Source organism: Microbacterium aurantiacum (genome assembly GCF_021654035.1).
In the GTDB taxonomy this organism is placed as follows: domain Bacteria; phylum Actinomycetota; class Actinomycetes; order Actinomycetales; family Microbacteriaceae; genus Microbacterium; species Microbacterium aurantiacum.
This window is the reverse complement of the sequence record NZ_JAJPDW010000003.1, coordinates 148,023-163,511: the sequence shown is the minus strand read 5'-3', so window position 1 is coordinate 163,511 and position 15,489 is coordinate 148,023. Positions and strand designations below refer to the sequence as shown.

Genomic DNA, 15,489 nt, shown 5'->3' with positions numbered 1-15,489 from the left:
ATGGTCGCCGCGATCGTTCCCCCGTATCTCCTGGCCCGTCTCGCCGCGGCGCCGCCCGAGCGCTTCCCCCACGCCGCGCGCGCCGCGCGCGCGACGCTGGCGGTGGTGCGCGAGTACCGCCCGGGACGCACCCGTCTGCGCCTGTCGATCGACGCCGACGGCGCCCTCGTGGCCGAGACCGCGCCGGGCCCGGACCGCGCGATCTCCGACGCCGAGAACAGCGAGCGCCTCCCCGGCCGTCTCGTCCGACGCGAGGACGACCCGGCGACCTTCGACACCGTCGTCGACGAGGCCTTCGACGGTCTCGGCGCCACGTACGACCTGCTGTGGGATGCGTTCGCGCGCGACGGCCTGAGCGGGCTCGGCGGCGAACTCCCCGCCACCGTCCACTACGGCGTCGACTACGACAACGCCTTCTGGAACGGCGAGCGGATGGTCTTCGGCGACGGCGACGGCGAGGTGTTCTCCGGATTCACCCGCTCGCTCTCTGTCATCGCCCACGAACTCGCCCACGGGGTGATCGACGCCGAGGGAGGTCTCGACTACCGGGGGCAGTCCGGCGCGCTGAACGAGTCGTTCGCGGATGTCATCGGGGCGCTCGCCGAACAGCATCTGCGCGGGCAGACCGCCGCCGAGGCGTCCTGGCTGATCGGGGAGGGCATCTTCACCGCCGCGGTCCAGGGGCGTGCGCTCCGCTCCCTCGCCGCACCCGGCACGGCCTACGACGACGACGTCCTCGGTCGCGACCCCCAGCCGGCGCACATGCGCGACTTCGTCGTCACCGACGACGACAACGGCGGCGTGCACATCAACTCCGGCATCCCCAATCGGGCGTTCCACCTCGTCGCCCTCACCCTCGGCGGATTCGCGTGGGAGCGTGCCGGGCGGATCTGGTACCGCACACTCGCGGCGCGGGAGCTCCCCACGGACGCCGACTTTGCGGCGTTCGCGGCCGCCACCGTGCGCACCGCCGTCAGGGAGTACGGTGGGCAGTCCGAGGAGGCACGCGCCGTCCGGGCCGCGTGGGCGGAGGTCGGCGTCGACAGCGATGAACGACCCGTCCCCTGAACCGACCGACGCCGAACGCGCAGAGGCGGGCGCGCTCGAGGTCGAGGTGACGCGATCGGGCGGGATGGCGGGCATCCGCCGTCGATGGCACGCCGTCGCCGTCGCCGACGATCGGCCCCGGTGGGACGCGCTCCTCGCGCGCTGTCCGTGGGAGGACGCACCGGAGGAGACGGCGGGGGCCGACCGGTTCGTGTGGCGGATCCGGGCGTCGTGCCCCGGCGAGACGCCGCCCGAACGGATGGCCCGCCTTCCGGAGTCGGCGCTCGTCGGTCCGTGGCTGGAGGTGGTCCGGGCGGTTCAGTCCGCCGCGGAGCGCCCCTGATCCTCAGCGTCCGAAGAGCCTGCGCTTCTTCTTCGGGCTCAGCGACTTCTGCAGATAGATCGTCCCGAGCCACCGGCCGAACTTGAAGCCGACGCGGCCCATGCGGCCCACCTCGGTGAAGCCGAGCTTCTCATGGAGGGCGACCGAGCCCTCCGCGCCCTTGTCGCTGATGACGGCGACGATCTCGCGGATCCCGTGCTCCTCGCAGGCCTCGATGAGCGCCTCCAGCAGGGCTCGTCCGAGTCCTTTCCCGGTGGCGGCCTGACCGAGGTAGATCGAGTTCTCCACCGTGTAGCGGTACGAGGACTTGCCCGACCACGGCGCCACGAGGGCATAGCCGAGGATCTGGCCGGAGGGCGACTGCGCGACGATGAACGGCAGGTCGAGCTTGCGCAGGTGCGCGACCTTGTCTCGCCACTGCGCGAGCGACCACTTCTTCTCGTCGAAGGTCACCACCGAGTTGGTGACGTAGTAGTTGTAGATCTCGCGGATGTCGGGGACATCGCGGTCTTCGACCGGACGGATGACGTACGAGAAGGCCGGCTCCGGGGCGGGGCGGCGGCGCAGGTGCCAGGGCAGACGGCGGCGATCGCGGTCGTATTCCTCCTCGAGCATGGCGAAAGCCTACGCGGCGCCGGCGGGGCCGGCGTCGGCTGCGGGATCCGCGGTCGGGATCCGCCACTCCACCGGCGACGCGCCCTGCTCCTCGAGGAGCGCATTGGCTCGGGAGAACGGCCGGGAGCCGAAGAATCCGCGCCGGGCGGACAGCGGTGACGGATGCGCGGAGGCGATGATCGCGGTCTCCCCCAGGAGCGGACAGAGGGAAGCGGCATCCTTCCCCCACAGGATCGCGACGAGCGGGCGATCGCGCGCGACCAGCGCGCGGATCGCGCAGTCCGTGACGTTCTCCCACCCCCACCCGCGGTGCGAGCCCGGCGCACCCGGTGCGACCGTCAGCACGCGGTTGAGCAGCATGACGCCCTGCGCGCTCCACGCCGACAGGTCGCCGTGCGGCAGGGGCTCGGCCCCCAGATCGTCGACGAGTTCGCGCGAGATGTTGCCGAGACTCCGCGGCAGCGGGCGGACGGCGGCGTCCACGGCGAAGGAGAGTCCGATCGGATGCCCCGGTGTCGGGTACGGGTCCTGCCCGACGATGAGCACCTTCACCTCGGACAACGGGGCCGCGAATGCGCGCAGCACGTCGCGGCCCGCGGGGAGGTACCCCCGGCCGGCCGCGGTCTCCGCGCGGAGGCGGTCGCCGAGCGCGGCGATGTCGTCGGCGACGGGCGCCAGCGCCTCCGCCCACCCGGGATCGATGAGGCCGTCCGCGGCGAGTCCTGCGAGATCCCGGGGCTCGAGGGCGGCATCCCCCGTCGTCGATTCGTCGTGTCCCACGACCCGTCCTTCCTCGCGGCTGTGCGCGCGGGGACCCAGCCTAGAGCGAGCCGCGGTGTTATCCTCAGCGCGTGTCCCGCGCCTCCGCCGCCGTCGACCGCCTGCGCGGCTCCGCGCTCGGCATCACCGCCGGCCTCATCGGCTGGTTCGTCCTCGTCGAGGTCACCAGCGGCATCCTGCAGGGGTTCTACGTCCCCCTCTTCAGCGACATCGTGATCCGTCTCGGGGTCACCGACGCCGACGTGAACTGGTTCGAAGCGGCACAGCTGCTGCTGTCGGCGATCGTGGTGCCCATCCTCGCCAAGCTGGGCGACATGTACGGGCATAAGAAGATCCTGCTCGTCTCGGCGATCCTCACCGCCGGAGCCAGCTGGTGGCTCGCCTTCGCGGGCGACTTCTGGTCGTTCCTCATCGCGTGGGCCCTCCAGGGCTTCTACGTGGTGTGGCTGCCGCTCGAGATCGCGCTCATCTTCGAACGCGGACGCCGGCAGAACCGCGGCGTCTCGTTGACCCGCCGCGCCGCGGGGCTCCTCGTGGTGGGGCTCCAGGCCGGCGCGATCATCGGGGCGCTCGCCGCGGGACGCATCTTCGCCGCGACCGGCGGCGACCTGGCGCTCACCCTCACCGTCCCGGCGATCGCGGTCACCCTCACGTGCGTCGTCATCGCCGTCGCCGTCCCCGAGTCCGAGCCCGTGCGGGGTCGACGACTGGACACGTGGGGGTTCGTCATCCTCACCATCGCCCTGCTCCTCCTCACCAGCGCGCTGACGTTCCTGCGACTGAACGGCGCGGGCTCTCCGGTCGTGTGGATCCTGCTGGCGCTCGGCATCGCGATGCTCGTGGTGTTCGTGCGCGTCGAGCTGCGACAGGACGACCCGGCGATCGACATCCGCGTCCTCCGCCGGCCGGAGATGTGGCCGGTCCAGGCCACCGCCTTCCTCGTCGGGATCAGCCTCCTCGGCGCCCAGGGACCGCTGTCGACCTACGCCGGGACCGATCCGGCGCTCGGATACGGGCTGGGCCTGGACGCGACCGGGCGGTCGAACGTCATCGGCGTGTACCTGGTCTCCCTCATCGTCGGAGCCGTGCTGTTCGCCGTGACCTCCCGGCGGGCGAGTCCGCGCCTGATCCTCATCGGCTCCGCCGCGCTGGTCGGCATCGGGTACACCCTCTTCCTGCCGTTCCATCAGGAGCTCTGGCAGGTCCTGCTCAACCTCGCGATCGCCGGGCTCGGCTCAGGCGCCCTCGTCGGGGCGATGCCCGCCGCGGCCGCCGCCGCAGCACCCCAGGGCCAGACGGGCGTCGCGTCGGCGCTGACCAACACGACCAAGACCATCGGCGGCACGTTCGCATCCGCCGTCTTCGGCGTCGTCCTCGCCGCCGGGGCGGGGATCGTCGCGAGCGAGACCGCGGCGTCCCTCGGCGGTTACATGGCGGTGTGGTCCATCTGCGCCGCGGGCGGATTCCTCGCCGCGGTGCTGCTCGTCTTCGTCCCCCGCGTCGCGTTCGCCGATGAGGTCTCCGCCGAGGTCACCGCGAGCGCGTGATCGGGAGCGCGTGAGCGCCGCCCGGCGGGCAGGGGCTACGCCGTGCGCGGGCGGAGCGGTCCGCGAGCCAGAAGATGCTGCGCCGACTGCGCGACGGGGCGCATCGTCACGAGGTCCAGGTTCACGTGGGCGGGCGCGGCGAGCGCGTAGGCGATCACGTCGGCGACATCGGTCGCAGTGAGCGGCGCCTCCACGCCCTCGTAGACGCGCTCGGCGCTCTGCGCGTCGCCGCGCAGGCGGTTCAGGGTGAACTCCTCGGTCTGCACCATGCCCGGGGCGACCTCCACGACCCGGATCGGCTCGCCGTTCAGCTCCAGACGGAGCGCATGCACGAGCATCGCCTCCCCCGCCTTCGCCGCGTTGTAGCCGGCTCCACCGACGTACGCCGTCTGCGCGGCGGTCGAGGTGACGAAGACGGTGTCGGCGTGACCCGTCTCATCCGCCGCGGCGCGCAGCTGCGGCAGCAGGCCGGCGACGAGGCGCTGGGCGGAGAGCACGTTCACCTCGAACATCCACTGCCAATCCTCGGCGGCTCCGTCCTCGACGCGATCCGCCCCGCGCGCACCACCGGCGACGTGCACGAGCGCGTCGACGCGCCCGGTCTCGGCGAGCCAGCCGACGAGAGCGTCGACGTCGGCTGCCGAGGTCAGATCCGCGGCGTACGCACGGATGCCGATCTCCTCTTCCAGGCGACGCAGGCGCTCCGCGCGGCGCGCGACGCCGACCACGTCCCATCCGGCGGTGCGCAGGGCCCGCGCCGTCGCCTCACCGATCCCCGAGCTCGCTCCGGTCACCACCGCACGTCTGATCGTCATGGTCCCCACGCTACCCACAGCGAGCCCCCGATCCGGGAGGCCAGTTCGTTACGTCACATTTCCCGACCGTTGTCGTCGCGGCATCCGTTGCCTACTGTCGGTAGTCGACCGGGTGCGTCCGCCCCGGCGCCCAGACCCCGCAGGAGCAAGCCGTGTCCGCACCCGAGAACTGGCGTTTCGAGACCAAGCAGATCCACTCGGGCGCGCAGCCCGACCCGGTGACGAAGGCTCGTGCGACTCCGATCTACCAGACGACGTCCTACGTCTTCGACAACGCCGACCACGCCGCGAACCTCTTCGCCCTGGCGGAGTTCGGCAACATCTACACCCGCATTCAGAACCCCACCCAGGATGTCGTGGAGCAGCGTCTGGCGGCGCTGGAGGGCGGGACCGGTGCACTGCTGGTCGCGAGCGGCCAGGCGGCGGAGACCTTCGCGGTGCTGAACATCGCCGAGGCCGGCGACCACATCGTCTCGTCGAGCTCGATCTACGGCGGCACCTACAACCTCTTCAAGTACACCCTCGCCAAGCTCGGCATCGAGACGACGTTCGTGGAGAACCAGGACGACCCCGAGGAGTGGCGCGCGGCCGTCCGCCCGAACACGAAGCTGTTCTTCGCCGAGACCATCGGCAACCCGAAGATCAACGTGCTCGACATCCGCACCGTCGCCGACGTCGCCCACGAGGCGGGTGTGCCGCTGATCGTCGACAACACCATCGCGACGCCGTACCTGATCAAGCCGTTCGAGCACGGCGCCGACATCGTCATCCACTCGGCGACGAAGTTCCTCGGCGGGCACGGCACGGTCATCGGCGGCGTCATCGTCGACGGCGGCAGCTTCCCGTGGTCGCAGAACGTCGACCGGTTCCCCGGCCTCACGGTCCCCGACCCCTCGTACCATGGCGCCAGCTACACTGCGGCCGTCGGCGACCCCCTCGCCTACATCATCAAGGCCCGCGTGCAGCTGCTCCGCGACCTCGGTGCGGCCATCTCGCCGCAGTCGGCATGGCTGCTCATCCAGGGGATCGAGACGCTGTCGCTGCGTATCGAGCGCCACGTGCAGAACGCCCAGGAGATCGCCGAGTGGCTCGAGAGCCGTGACGACGTCGCCTCGGTGAACTACTCGGGCCTGCCCACGTCGCCGTGGTACGCCGCAGCGAACACCTACGCCCCCAAGGGCGTCGGTGCGGTGCTCTCGTTCGAGCTCAAGGGCGGTGTCGAAGCCGGTCGCGAGTTCGTCAACGCGCTGACCCTCTTCAGCCACCTCGCCAACATCGGCGACGTGCGCTCGCTGGTCATCCACCCGGCGTCCACCACGCACTCGCAGCTGACCCCCGAGCAGCAGCTCACCGCGGGCGTCACTCCGGGCCTGGTGCGCCTGTCGGTGGGTCTGGAGAACATCGACGATCTGAAGGCCGACCTCGATCAGGCACTCGCCGCCGCGCGTCGCGTGTCGGAGGCCGCACGCGCCTGACGCAGGACGACGCACACGACGGATGCCCCGGGCCTCAGGTCCGGGGCATCCGTCGTGTCGGGAGGCCGTCGCGATCAGACGGACTTCGCGAGCGTCTGCAGCGCGATCACGAGCAGGCCGAGACCGAGGAGCAGCGCGAAGACACCCAGGCGTGCGGGCACGGTCAGGCGGGAACGCCGGACGGCGAGCCAGCCGATCACGGCGAGGGTGGCGATGTATCCGAACGCGGCGAGGTCGAGGGCGAAGCCGCTTACGCGCGGATCTTCGGCCGCACGTGTCCGAGGCCGCCGTCGACGCCCAGGACCTGGCCGGTGATCCAGTGGTTCGCCGGATCGAGAAGGAACACCACGGCGCGCGCGACGTCCTCCGGCTCGCCCAGCCGGCCGAGAGCGTGCATCGCCTCGGACACCTTCCGCGACTGCTCGCTCGCCGTGAGTCCGGCCGTCAGCGGCGTCTGGGTGAGCCCCGGGGCGACGGCGTTGATGCGCAGGTTCTGCGCCGCGTAGCTCGCCGCGGCCGACAGGGTGAGTCCGATGACCCCGGCCTTCGCGGCGGCGATGGCGTCATGGTTGGACAGCCCTGCCATCGCGGCGGCGGAGGACACCAGGACGACGGAGCCGCCGCCCCGGAGGTGACGTCCCGCCGCGCGGACCGTGGCGAACGCGGTCGTGAGCGACGCCGCCACGATGTCGTCGTACTGCGCGCGCGAGGTCAGATGAGCGGGCTTGAGGAGCATCGACCCGGCGAAGCACGCGACGCCGTCGACGTCGCCGGCCTCGGCGATGAGGCGATCGACGGCGTCGAAGTCGGTGGCGTCCAGTTCGGCATCCGGTGTGATCTTCTCGCTGTTGCGAGCGGTGGTGACCACGTCGTGCCCTGCACTGCGCAGGAGTTCGGCGGTGGCCTGACCGATGCCGCTGGAGGCGGCGATGAGGAGGAAGCGGGACATGACCACATTCTCGCGGCCCGGTCAGGGGCCCGGGGTCGTCGCGGGGAAGTTCCCCGGCGTAACAGGAACTCCGGAGACCGACGCGCGGGCGAGAATGGAGCGATGGACTGGCAGACCTCCGAAGACACGGTGCCCTCCGCGCCGGTGACGGAGGCCGACGCCCGATCGCTCCTCGGTCGCCCGCCCGCGACGGGTGCGTGGCGCGACGGCGACCCGCCCGGGCGGCGCCGGTTCGCACCCCTCGGCCCGCTCCGCACTGAGAGCGGAGACGAGATCCCGGCTGTGCGTCTCGCGTACGAGACCTGGGGGACGCTCAACGAGGCGCGCGACAACGCGATCCTGATCCTCCACGCCCTTACCGGCGACTCGCACGTGCGAGGACCTGCCGAACCCGGGCATCCGACCAGCGGCTGGTGGGATGACATCGTCGGTCCCGGCGGCCCGATCGACACCGACCGGTGGTTCGTCGTGGCGCCGAACATGCTGGGCGGATGCCAGGGATCGACGGGCCCCGCGAGCATCGCCCCCGACGGCTACGAGTGGGCGGCGCGCTTCCCGTACCTGACCGTCCGCGACCAGGTCGCCGCGCAGGCCCGCCTCACCGATGCACTCGGCATCGAGACGTGGGCCGCCGTGATCGGCGGGTCGATGGGCGGCATGCACGCGCTGGAATGGGCGGTCGGTCTCCCTGAGCGGGTCGCGCGTCTCGCGGTCCTCTCGGCACCGCCGGTGAACACCGCCGATCAGATCGCTCTGAACTCTGTCCAGCTCGGGGCGATCCGGCTCGACCCGCGCTTCGCGGGAGGGCAGTACTACGACGCCGGCGACGGTGACGGTCCGCACCGCGGCCTGGCCCTCGCGCGCCGCATGGCGCTGCTGAACTACCGCTCACCGACGGAGCTGAACCAGCGCTTCCAACGATCCTGGCAGTCCGGGGTCAGCCCGCTCGGACACGGCGGACGCTTCGCCGTGGAGTCCTATCTCGACTTCCACGGCAACAAGTTCACGCGTCGCTTCGATGCGAACTCCTACCTCATCCTCGTCGAGGCGATGAACTCCCACGATGTCGGACGCGACCGCGGCGGGGTCGAGGAGGCCCTGCAACGGGTCGCGGCGCGGACGCTCGTCCTCGGCATCGACAGCGACCGCCTCTTCCCCGTCGACGGCCAGCATCGCATCGCCCGCGGCATCCGTCACACCATCGACGGGGATCAAGCGGTGGTGCTGACAAGCGACTTCGGCCACGACGGATTCCTCATCGAGACGGCATCCGTCGGGGCGCACCTGCGCCGATTGCTGGAGGCCTGACGGCCGGGCTCAGGAGCCTTCGATCGCCGCCTCGAGGCGGGCGAGCTTGCCGTCCAGCTCTCCGGTGTACCCCGGACGGATGTCGGCCTTCAGCACCAGCGACACGCGCGAGCCGAACGGCGCGACGGCCTCGGTGGCGCGCTTGACGACGTCGAAGACCTCATCCCATTCGCCTTCGATCTCGGTGAACATCGACGAGGTGCGGTGAGGCAGCCCGCTGTCGCGCACCACCCGCACCGCGGCTGCGACGGCATCGTGGACGGAGCCGTCGGCGCGGCCGGTCCCGCTCGGGGCGACGGAGAAGGCAACGATCATGGGGATCCTTCCGGAGTGGCGGGTGGGGGGTCGCCCGCGGGGACGCGGACGGCGGTGGGGACGGCGACGAGCCGCGCCGCGATCCAGACGAACAGGACCACCTCCAGCAGGTTACGCCCCAGCAGCAGCGCTACCGCCGCGGGCTGCAGAGCCAGCAACGCGTCGTACGCCCACGGGAAGAGCACCTGGGTCGCCGCGGTCATGACCAGGGCGAGCAGCGCCGGCGCCGCCCACGCCCGTCGATCGACGACCAGCGCGAGCACGAACGGCGCGATGATCCACACCATGTACTGGGGCGAGCCGACCTTGTTCACCGCGATGAGGGCGAGCACCAGCGACAGCGCGAGCGGAGGGAAGAGGGAGACGAAGCGCGCGCCGCGCCCGACCTTCACGGCACCGACGGCGGCGAGCGCCGCGGCGACGAGGACGAGGAGCGGCGTCATGAGCGCGATGACGACGTCGACGTTCGGGCCCGTGACCTGGAAGGTGACGATGTCGGGGTCGTAGTACACCGACGCCCCGGACGATCCGGCGAGCGCGAGCAGGACGTAGACCGAGCTGACCGGAGCCTCGAGCTGCAGCCCCCGGGTCGTCTGGTCCCCGACGAAACCGAGGAGGTGGGTCGCACCGCCCGCCGAGAGCGCGAGGGCAACGACGACCGCGCTGAGCGCCGCGCCGGCGCCGATGATCGCCCCGCGTCGGCGGACCGCGATCACTGCGGCCAGCAGGAGCGCTGCGGGCCAGACCTTGATCCAGGTCGCCGCCGCCAACAGCGCCGAGGCGAGCCACGGGCGTCCGACGAGCCAGAGACAGCCGAGGATCGCCACCGGCACCGTGATCGCGTCGAGGCGGTACATGCCGACACCGCCGAGGGCGAGGATCGCGGCGAGCCAGAAGAGGGCGGCGACGACGCGGCCGCGCGACCTCGCCGCTCCGATCAGGATGCCGAAGGCCACCGCATCCGCCGCCGTGACGAGCAGGCCCCACGCGAGTGTGTAGTCGACGGCGGCACCGAGGAACCCGGCCAAGACGATGGGGACCAACGCGAGGGGCGGATAGATCCACTCCATCGTGAGCCCGGGGATCGCGTCGCCCCTGATCGTCGTGCCGGCCCACCAGCGGTAGAGCTGATCGACGTCCCAGGAGGCCGCGCGTCCGTCGACGAGACCGAGGACGATCACGAGGGCGTGGACGAGGGCGAACCCGCACCACAACGCCGCCCGCCTCGACACGGTCCCATCCTAGGGAGCGGCGGGCATCCGGCCGATGCTACGCAACGGGGGCGAGAACCGCGCCGATGACCGCGGGGACGGCATCCGCCACGTCCAGCGCCGTGATCGGACCGCCCGCACGCTCGGTCGAGGCACGGCGGGCGGCGTGACCGTGCAACCACGCGCCGGTCGCGGCGAGTCCCGCCAGCCGGCGCGGGTCGAGCCGGGGCTGATCGGCCGCCGCGGCGGCCACGAGGGCGCCGATGATGCCCGCGAGCACATCGCCCGTCCCCGCGGTCGCGAGCCACGGCGTGCCCGCTTCGACGGCGACGAGCGTGCCGTCCGGGTCCGCCACGAGGGTGCGGGCGCCCTTGAGCAGCACCACCGCGCCGACGGCGCGCGCGGTCTCGACGACGGATGCCCCGCGATCGGCGTCCGCGGCGGCGAGTCCGAGCGCAGCGCGCAGCCGATCGTGCTCTCGCGCGTGCGGCGTCAGGATGCGCGGCGCCGAGCCCTCCGGTGCGAGGTCCAGCGCGCCCGCGTCGACGACGACCGCGACGTCCCCGGCGAGGATGTCGCGGAGGGCCGAGGTCTCCTCGGGCGTCCGGGTTGCGGCATCCGTTCCTGACCCGAGCACCCACGCCTGCACGCGACCGACAGCGGTGACCGTCTCGGGCCGTCGCGCGAGGACGAGGTCTTCCGCACGGCGCGGACCGGCGTACCGGACCATGCCCGCGCCCGACCGCCACGCGGCCTCGACCCCGAGGACCGCGGCGCCCGGATACGCGTCGGCGCCGGTGCGCATCCCCACGACTCCGCGACGGTACTTGTCGTCGTCGGAGCGGGGCGCGCGCACGTGCGCCCGGACGTCCGATTCGGTCCACAGCGGAACCGTGCGCCCGTTTCGGTCAGTCATGTCAGGTCACCGCACTCCCCGCCGCGTGGCATCCTGAACCTCGCCGATGAGCTCCTCGATCACGTCCTCGAGGAAGAGCACCGCCGTGGTGGCGCCGTCGGCGTCGCGGACCTGCGCGAGGTGGCGTCCCGCGCGGCGCATGACCGCCAGGGCATCCTCGAGATCGGTCGTCTCCAGCACCGGCACCATGTGGTGGATCCGCTTGCTCGGAATGGGCCGGGCGACGTCGGCGACCAGGTCCGGATCCTCCGCCGCGCGCAGCACGTCCTTCAGGTGGACGTATCCGACGGGGAGGCCGTCGTCGTCGATGATCACGTAACGCGAGAAGCCGTGCTTCGCGACGGCCCGCTCGATCTCGACCGGGGTCGTCCGCTGCGGGAGGGTCACCAGATCGCTCATCGGCACGGCGATGTCGGCGGCTTTCTTGTCGGTGAACTCCATCACCGCCGCCACCGTGCCCGCGGCGTCGTCGAGGACGCCCTCGATGCGGGACTGGTTGACGATCGTGGCGACCTCTTCCAGGGTGAACGTCGACGCGGCCTCGTCCTTCGGTTCGACCTTCGCCAGGCGCACGATGTGGTTCGCGATCCAGTTCAGCGTGACGATGACCGGGTGGAACAGCTTCGACACCCACACGAGCGGGGGTGCGAGCATCAGCACGGCGCGATCGGGGACGCTGAAGGCGAGGTTCTTCGGAACCATCTCACCGAAGACGACGTGCAGGTAGGACACGATGAGCAGAGCCATGACGAACCCGATGGTGTCCACGAGCGCCTCCGGCAGGCCCGTGAGACCGAGCGGCTCGGCGAGGAGATGGTGGATCGCGGGCTCGGACACGTTCAGGATCAGCAGCGAGCAGATCGTGATGCCGAGCTGACTGGTCGCGAGCATCAGCGTCGCGTGCTCCATGGCGTACAGCGCGGTCTTCGCCGCGCGCGAGCCCTTCTCCGCGAGCGGCTCGATCTGGGAGCGCCGCGCGGAGATGACGGCGAACTCGGCGCCGACGAAGAAGGCGTTGGCCGCGAGCAGCACGACCAGCCAGGCGAGTCCCGCCCAATCGTTCATCGACGCTCACCCGCCTTCGACTCGGCCGCGCGCGGACTGCCGGGCGCGGCGAGGGGAACCGGCGAAGGCGTGAACCGGACCCGGTCCACGCGGCGTCCGTCCATCCGGTGGACTTCGAGCTGTCCGTCGTCGATCGAGACCCGATCGCCGACGGCGGGGATGCGCTCCAGGACGCTCATGATGTAGCCGCCCACGGTGTCGTAGACCTCGCCCTCGGGGATCAGGATGCCGGTGCGGTCGCGCACCTCGTCGGGTCGGAGGTCACCGGGGAGGAGGATCGAATCGCCGCTGCGGACGACGCCCGCACGGCGACGGTCGTGTTCGTCCAGGACCTCGCCGACGATCTCCTCGACGAGGTCCTCGAGCGTGACGACGCCCGCCGTTCCCCCGTACTCGTCGACGACGACGGCCATCTGGTAGCCGCGGGCGCGGAGCTCGGCGACCAGGGCGTCGAGGTGAACCGCTTCGGGGACGCGCAGCGGCTCGGTCGACAGCGCCGCGGCGGGCACGTCGGCGCGCCGATCGCGCGGGACGCCGATCGCCGCCTTGAGGTGCACGATGCCGGTGATGTCGTCCATCGAGTCGTCGTAGACCGGGAAGCGGCTGTGTCCGGTCCGGCGGGCGAGCTGGACGACATCCTCCGCGGAGTCGCCGGCCGCCACGGCGTGGATGCTCGGGCGCGGGGTCATCACGTCGGCGGCGGTCAGCCGCGAGAAGCGGAGACTGCGGTCCAGGAGCGACGCGGTGTCCTTCTCCAGGACGCCGGCGCTGGCCGAGCGGCGCACGAGGCTGGACAGCTCTTCGGCGGTGCGTGCACCCGACAGCTCTTCCTTCGGCTCCACACCCAGGGCGCGGAGCACGCCGTTGGCGCTGCCGTTCAGCATCCGGATCGCGGGACGGAACACGGTCGTGAACGCGACCTGGAAGGGGATGACGAGTTTGGCGGTCTGACGCGGCACCGCGAGGGCGAAGTTCTTCGGGACGAGCTCGCCGATGATCATCGAGAAGATCGTGGCGACGCTGATGGCCACGACCACCGCGACGGGCGAGACGAGTGCCTCCGGCATCCCCCACGCGGTGAAGACCGGGCGCAGAAGGTTGGAGATGGCCGGCTCCATCGTGTAACCGGTGAGGAGCGTGGTCAGGGTGATGCCCAGCTGTGCGCTCGAGAGATGCGTCGAGGTGATCCGCAGCGCGCTGATGGTCAGCGACAGCCGGGTCTCCCCCGCCTCGCGGCGGGCCTCGAGGTCGGCGCGGTCGAGGTTGACCAGCGCGAATTCGCTGGCGACGAACAGTCCTGTCCCGATGGTGAGCAGCAGCCCCACGCCCAACATGACGTAATCCATCACACGTCACCTCCCTCGTTCGGGGAGGCGGAGCGGTGGGGCACGGGTCTGCAACTAGGAGGGTCGTCCATGGAGCAGAAGTGTACGGGACGCCGCCGAACGGATGTCGCCCCGGCGCCCCGGGCCGAACTCCTCCTCCCCGCCCCCGAAACGGCCCGGAACCGGCGGACCGGCCCCGCGGCGCGCGGATCGGAGGAGTTGCGCACGCGCGGACGCGGGCACCGTGCCCGCCCGCGCGCCTACCAGCTGACCGGCAGGGCCTTGCCCTCTTCGTATCCGGCCGCGGATTGCAGGCCGACACGTGCCCGCGCGTGGAACTCGGGCACCGTGGCCGCACCCGCGTAGGTGAACGACGAGCGGACGCCGGAGGTGATCATGTCCAGCAGATCTTCCAGGCTCGGCCGCAGCGGGTCGATGTAGATGCGCGAGGACGAGATCCCCTCGGCGAAGAGCTCCTTGCGCGCGAGCTCGTACGGGTCGAGCCGTCCGAAGCGCTCGTGCACCGCCTTCGTCGAAGCCATGCCCCACGATTCCTTGTACGCGCGTCCGTCGGCGTCGGTGCGCACCTCCCCCGGCGCCTCGATCGTGCCGGCGAACCACGAGCCGATCATGACGGATGCCGCTCCCGCCGCGAGCGCCAGCGCGACGTCCCTCGGGTAGCGCACGCCCCCGTCCGCCCACACGTGCGCGCCACGCTCGCGCGCGGCTTCGGCCGTCTCGAGGACGGCGGAGAACTGCGGCCGGCCGACGGCCGTCATCATGCGCGTGGTGCACATCGCGCCGGGTCCGACCCCGACCTTCAGGATTCCGGCGCCGGCGTCGACGAGGTCGGCGACACCGTCCGCAGTGACGACGTTGCCGGCGGCGATCGGGACACCGAGACCGAGACCCGACACGGTCTGCAGCGCCCGCAGCATCCCTTCCTGATGCCCGTGCGCGGTGTCGATGACGAGGACGTCCACGCCGGCGGCCACGAGGGCTCGCGCCTTCGCGGCCACGTCGCCGTTGATGCCGACCGCGGCCGCCACGATCAGGCGCCCGTCGGCGTCGACCGCGGGGCGGTAGAGCGTCGCGCGCAGCGCGGTCCGCGGCGAGAGCGTCCCCACGAGGTGGCCGCGTTCCGTCACGCAGACCGTCGCCGCCCCCGCGGCGACGAGCACGTCGAAGGCGTCGCGGGGCGAGCCGATGTCCTCCGCCTCGATCGACATCGCATGCCGGCGGACGAGGTCTCCGAGGCGCGCATCCGCCAGCGCGGTGCCGAGGCGCTCGGCGGGCACGACCCCGAGGATCCGATCGTGCGGGATGCCGGCATCCGGCGTCTCCGCGGAGGGGGCCACCACGATCCCGTGGCCGGGGGTGGCCGGAAGCAGACGTGCCGCATCGGCGACGGTCGCCTCCGGCGGCAGGACGAGCGGGGTGTCCCAGCGCACCGGCTGGCTCTTGACCCACCGGATCGCGGCATCCAGCTCCTGCAGGGGCATGTCCTGCGGCAGGACGCCGAGCCCTCCGCGGCGGGCGAGGGTGGCGGCCAGTCGCGCGCCCGTGACGGAGTTCATGTTCGCCGAGACGAGCGGGATCGTGGCGCTCGTGCCGTCCCGGGGCGACAGGTCCACATCCAGCCTGCTGCTCACCGCCGAACGGCGCGGGACGAGGAACACGTCGGAGTAGGTCAGATCGACGTCGGGCTGCGCTCCGTAGAACTCCATGGCGCCCAAGAGTAGTGACCCTGCCTGTGCGGGTGATTCTGCGGATTCTTA

General features: G+C 71.6%; 16 protein-coding genes. 5 read left to right on the top strand and 11 right to left on the bottom strand.

Features of this window, described 5'->3' with window-relative positions:
* The gene (locus LTL01_RS09055) at positions 1 to 1,068 is read left to right on the top strand and encodes a M4 family metallopeptidase (protein ID WP_236968315.1); all 1,068 of its coding nucleotides are present in this window, start codon (positions 1 to 3) and stop codon (positions 1,066 to 1,068) included.
* The gene (locus LTL01_RS09050; protein WP_053547674.1) at positions 1,049 to 1,390 is read left to right on the top strand and encodes a hypothetical protein; all 342 of its coding nucleotides are present in this window, start codon (positions 1,049 to 1,051) and stop codon (positions 1,388 to 1,390) included. Before LTL01_RS09055 ends, LTL01_RS09050 begins: the two co-directional genes overlap by 20 nt.
* A gap of 3 nt (positions 1,391 to 1,393) precedes the next feature.
* On the opposite strand, the gene LTL01_RS09045 is transcribed toward LTL01_RS09050, so the two are convergent.
* Both LTL01_RS09045 and LTL01_RS09040 read right to left on the bottom strand, forming a co-directional pair.
* Positions 1,394 to 2,005 carry a GNAT family N-acetyltransferase gene (locus LTL01_RS09045; RefSeq protein WP_236968314.1) on the bottom strand — a complete coding sequence of 204 codons (612 nt, stop codon included), beginning with the start codon at positions 2,003 to 2,005 and terminating at the stop codon, positions 1,394 to 1,396.
* Between the two features lie 9 nt (positions 2,006 to 2,014).
* Entirely contained in the window at positions 2,015 to 2,785 is a 771-nt protein-coding gene (locus LTL01_RS09040) for a uracil-DNA glycosylase (protein ID WP_236968313.1), read from the bottom strand.
* 71 nt (positions 2,786 to 2,856) lie between these two features.
* Between LTL01_RS09040 and LTL01_RS09035 the strand changes: the two genes are divergently transcribed.
* Positions 2,857 to 4,332, top strand: coding sequence for an MFS transporter (locus LTL01_RS09035; protein ID WP_236968312.1), 1,476 nt, complete (start codon positions 2,857 to 2,859; stop codon positions 4,330 to 4,332).
* A 35-nt stretch (positions 4,333 to 4,367) separates the two neighbouring features.
* Here the strand turns inward: LTL01_RS09035 and LTL01_RS09030 are convergent, their stop codons facing one another.
* Complete coding sequence (locus tag LTL01_RS09030) at positions 4,368 to 5,147, bottom strand: SDR family oxidoreductase (RefSeq protein ID WP_236968311.1); 780 nt, start codon at positions 5,145 to 5,147, stop codon at positions 4,368 to 4,370.
* 152 nt (positions 5,148 to 5,299) lie between these two features.
* On the opposite strand from LTL01_RS09030, the gene LTL01_RS09025 reads away from it, so the two are divergent.
* The gene (locus LTL01_RS09025) at positions 5,300 to 6,622 is read left to right on the top strand and encodes a bifunctional o-acetylhomoserine/o-acetylserine sulfhydrylase (protein WP_053547677.1); all 1,323 of its coding nucleotides are present in this window, start codon (positions 5,300 to 5,302) and stop codon (positions 6,620 to 6,622) included.
* A 74-nt stretch (positions 6,623 to 6,696) separates the two neighbouring features.
* Here the strand turns inward: LTL01_RS09025 and LTL01_RS14700 are convergent, their stop codons facing one another.
* Together LTL01_RS14700 and LTL01_RS09020 are read right to left on the bottom strand one after the other, a co-directional pair.
* The gene (locus LTL01_RS14700) at positions 6,697 to 6,822 is read right to left on the bottom strand and encodes a hypothetical protein (RefSeq protein WP_272877921.1); all 126 of its coding nucleotides are present in this window, start codon (positions 6,820 to 6,822) and stop codon (positions 6,697 to 6,699) included.
* 50 nt (positions 6,823 to 6,872) lie between these two features.
* On the bottom strand, positions 6,873 to 7,571 hold the full coding sequence (locus LTL01_RS09020) for an SDR family NAD(P)-dependent oxidoreductase (protein ID WP_236968310.1): 699 nt from the start codon (positions 7,569 to 7,571) through the stop codon (positions 6,873 to 6,875).
* 102 nt (positions 7,572 to 7,673) lie between these two features.
* On the opposite strand from LTL01_RS09020, the gene metX reads away from it, so the two are divergent.
* The gene (metX, locus tag LTL01_RS09015) at positions 7,674 to 8,879 is read left to right on the top strand and encodes a homoserine O-acetyltransferase MetX (RefSeq protein WP_236968309.1); all 1,206 of its coding nucleotides are present in this window, start codon (positions 7,674 to 7,676) and stop codon (positions 8,877 to 8,879) included.
* 9 nt (positions 8,880 to 8,888) lie between these two features.
* Here metX and LTL01_RS09010 read toward each other — a convergent pair whose 3' ends face one another.
* From LTL01_RS09010 to guaB1, 6 genes are all read right to left on the bottom strand, one after another.
* On the bottom strand, positions 8,889 to 9,194 hold the full coding sequence (locus LTL01_RS09010; protein WP_236968308.1) for a thiamine-binding protein: 306 nt from the start codon (positions 9,192 to 9,194) through the stop codon (positions 8,889 to 8,891).
* Positions 9,191 to 10,426: a glycosyltransferase 87 family protein gene (locus LTL01_RS09005; protein ID WP_236968307.1), complete on the bottom strand. Its 1,236-nt coding sequence runs from the start codon at positions 10,424 to 10,426 to the stop codon at positions 9,191 to 9,193. The genes LTL01_RS09010 and LTL01_RS09005 overlap by 4 nt, the downstream gene beginning before the upstream one ends.
* 37 nt (positions 10,427 to 10,463) lie before the next feature.
* The gene (locus tag LTL01_RS09000) at positions 10,464 to 11,321 is read right to left on the bottom strand and encodes an ADP-dependent NAD(P)H-hydrate dehydratase (protein ID WP_236968306.1); all 858 of its coding nucleotides are present in this window, start codon (positions 11,319 to 11,321) and stop codon (positions 10,464 to 10,466) included.
* A gap of 6 nt (positions 11,322 to 11,327) precedes the next feature.
* Complete coding sequence (locus tag LTL01_RS08995) at positions 11,328 to 12,386, bottom strand: hemolysin family protein (RefSeq protein ID WP_236968305.1); 1,059 nt, start codon at positions 12,384 to 12,386, stop codon at positions 11,328 to 11,330.
* Entirely contained in the window at positions 12,383 to 13,732 is a 1,350-nt protein-coding gene (locus LTL01_RS08990; RefSeq protein ID WP_053547683.1) for a hemolysin family protein, read from the bottom strand. Before LTL01_RS08990 ends, LTL01_RS08995 begins: the two co-directional genes overlap by 4 nt.
* Before the next feature lie 239 nt (positions 13,733 to 13,971).
* Complete coding sequence (gene guaB1, locus LTL01_RS08985) at positions 13,972 to 15,438, bottom strand: GMP reductase (protein WP_236968304.1); 1,467 nt, start codon at positions 15,436 to 15,438, stop codon at positions 13,972 to 13,974.
* Positions 15,439 to 15,489 lie beyond the last annotated feature (51 nt).

What these genes read in the sequence shown, in the direction of transcription:
- LTL01_RS09055 (WP_236968315.1), top strand. Translation starts at nt 1, where the DNA reads ATGGTCGCCGCGATCGTTCCCCCGTATCTCCTGGCCCGTCTCGCCGCG.
- LTL01_RS09050 (WP_053547674.1), top strand. Translation starts at nt 1,049, where the DNA reads ATGAACGACCCGTCCCCTGAACCGACCGACGCCGAACGCGCAGAGGCG.
- LTL01_RS09045 (WP_236968314.1), bottom strand. Translation starts at nt 2,005, where the DNA reads ATGCTCGAGGAGGAATACGACCGCGATCGCCGCCGTCTGCCCTGGCAC.
- LTL01_RS09030 (WP_236968311.1), bottom strand. Translation starts at nt 5,147, where the DNA reads ATGACGATCAGACGTGCGGTGGTGACCGGAGCGAGCTCGGGGATCGGT.
- LTL01_RS09020 (WP_236968310.1), bottom strand. Translation starts at nt 7,571, where the DNA reads ATGTCCCGCTTCCTCCTCATCGCCGCCTCCAGCGGCATCGGTCAGGCC.
- metX (WP_236968309.1), top strand. Translation starts at nt 7,674, where the DNA reads ATGGACTGGCAGACCTCCGAAGACACGGTGCCCTCCGCGCCGGTGACG.
- LTL01_RS09010 (WP_236968308.1), bottom strand. Translation starts at nt 9,194, where the DNA reads ATGATCGTTGCCTTCTCCGTCGCCCCGAGCGGGACCGGCCGCGCCGAC.
- LTL01_RS09000 (WP_236968306.1), bottom strand. Translation starts at nt 11,321, where the DNA reads ATGACTGACCGAAACGGGCGCACGGTTCCGCTGTGGACCGAATCGGAC.
- LTL01_RS08995 (WP_236968305.1), bottom strand. Translation starts at nt 12,386, where the DNA reads ATGAACGATTGGGCGGGACTCGCCTGGCTGGTCGTGCTGCTCGCGGCC.
- LTL01_RS08990 (WP_053547683.1), bottom strand. Translation starts at nt 13,732, where the DNA reads ATGGATTACGTCATGTTGGGCGTGGGGCTGCTGCTCACCATCGGGACA.
- guaB1 (WP_236968304.1), bottom strand. Translation starts at nt 15,438, where the DNA reads ATGGAGTTCTACGGAGCGCAGCCCGACGTCGATCTGACCTACTCCGAC.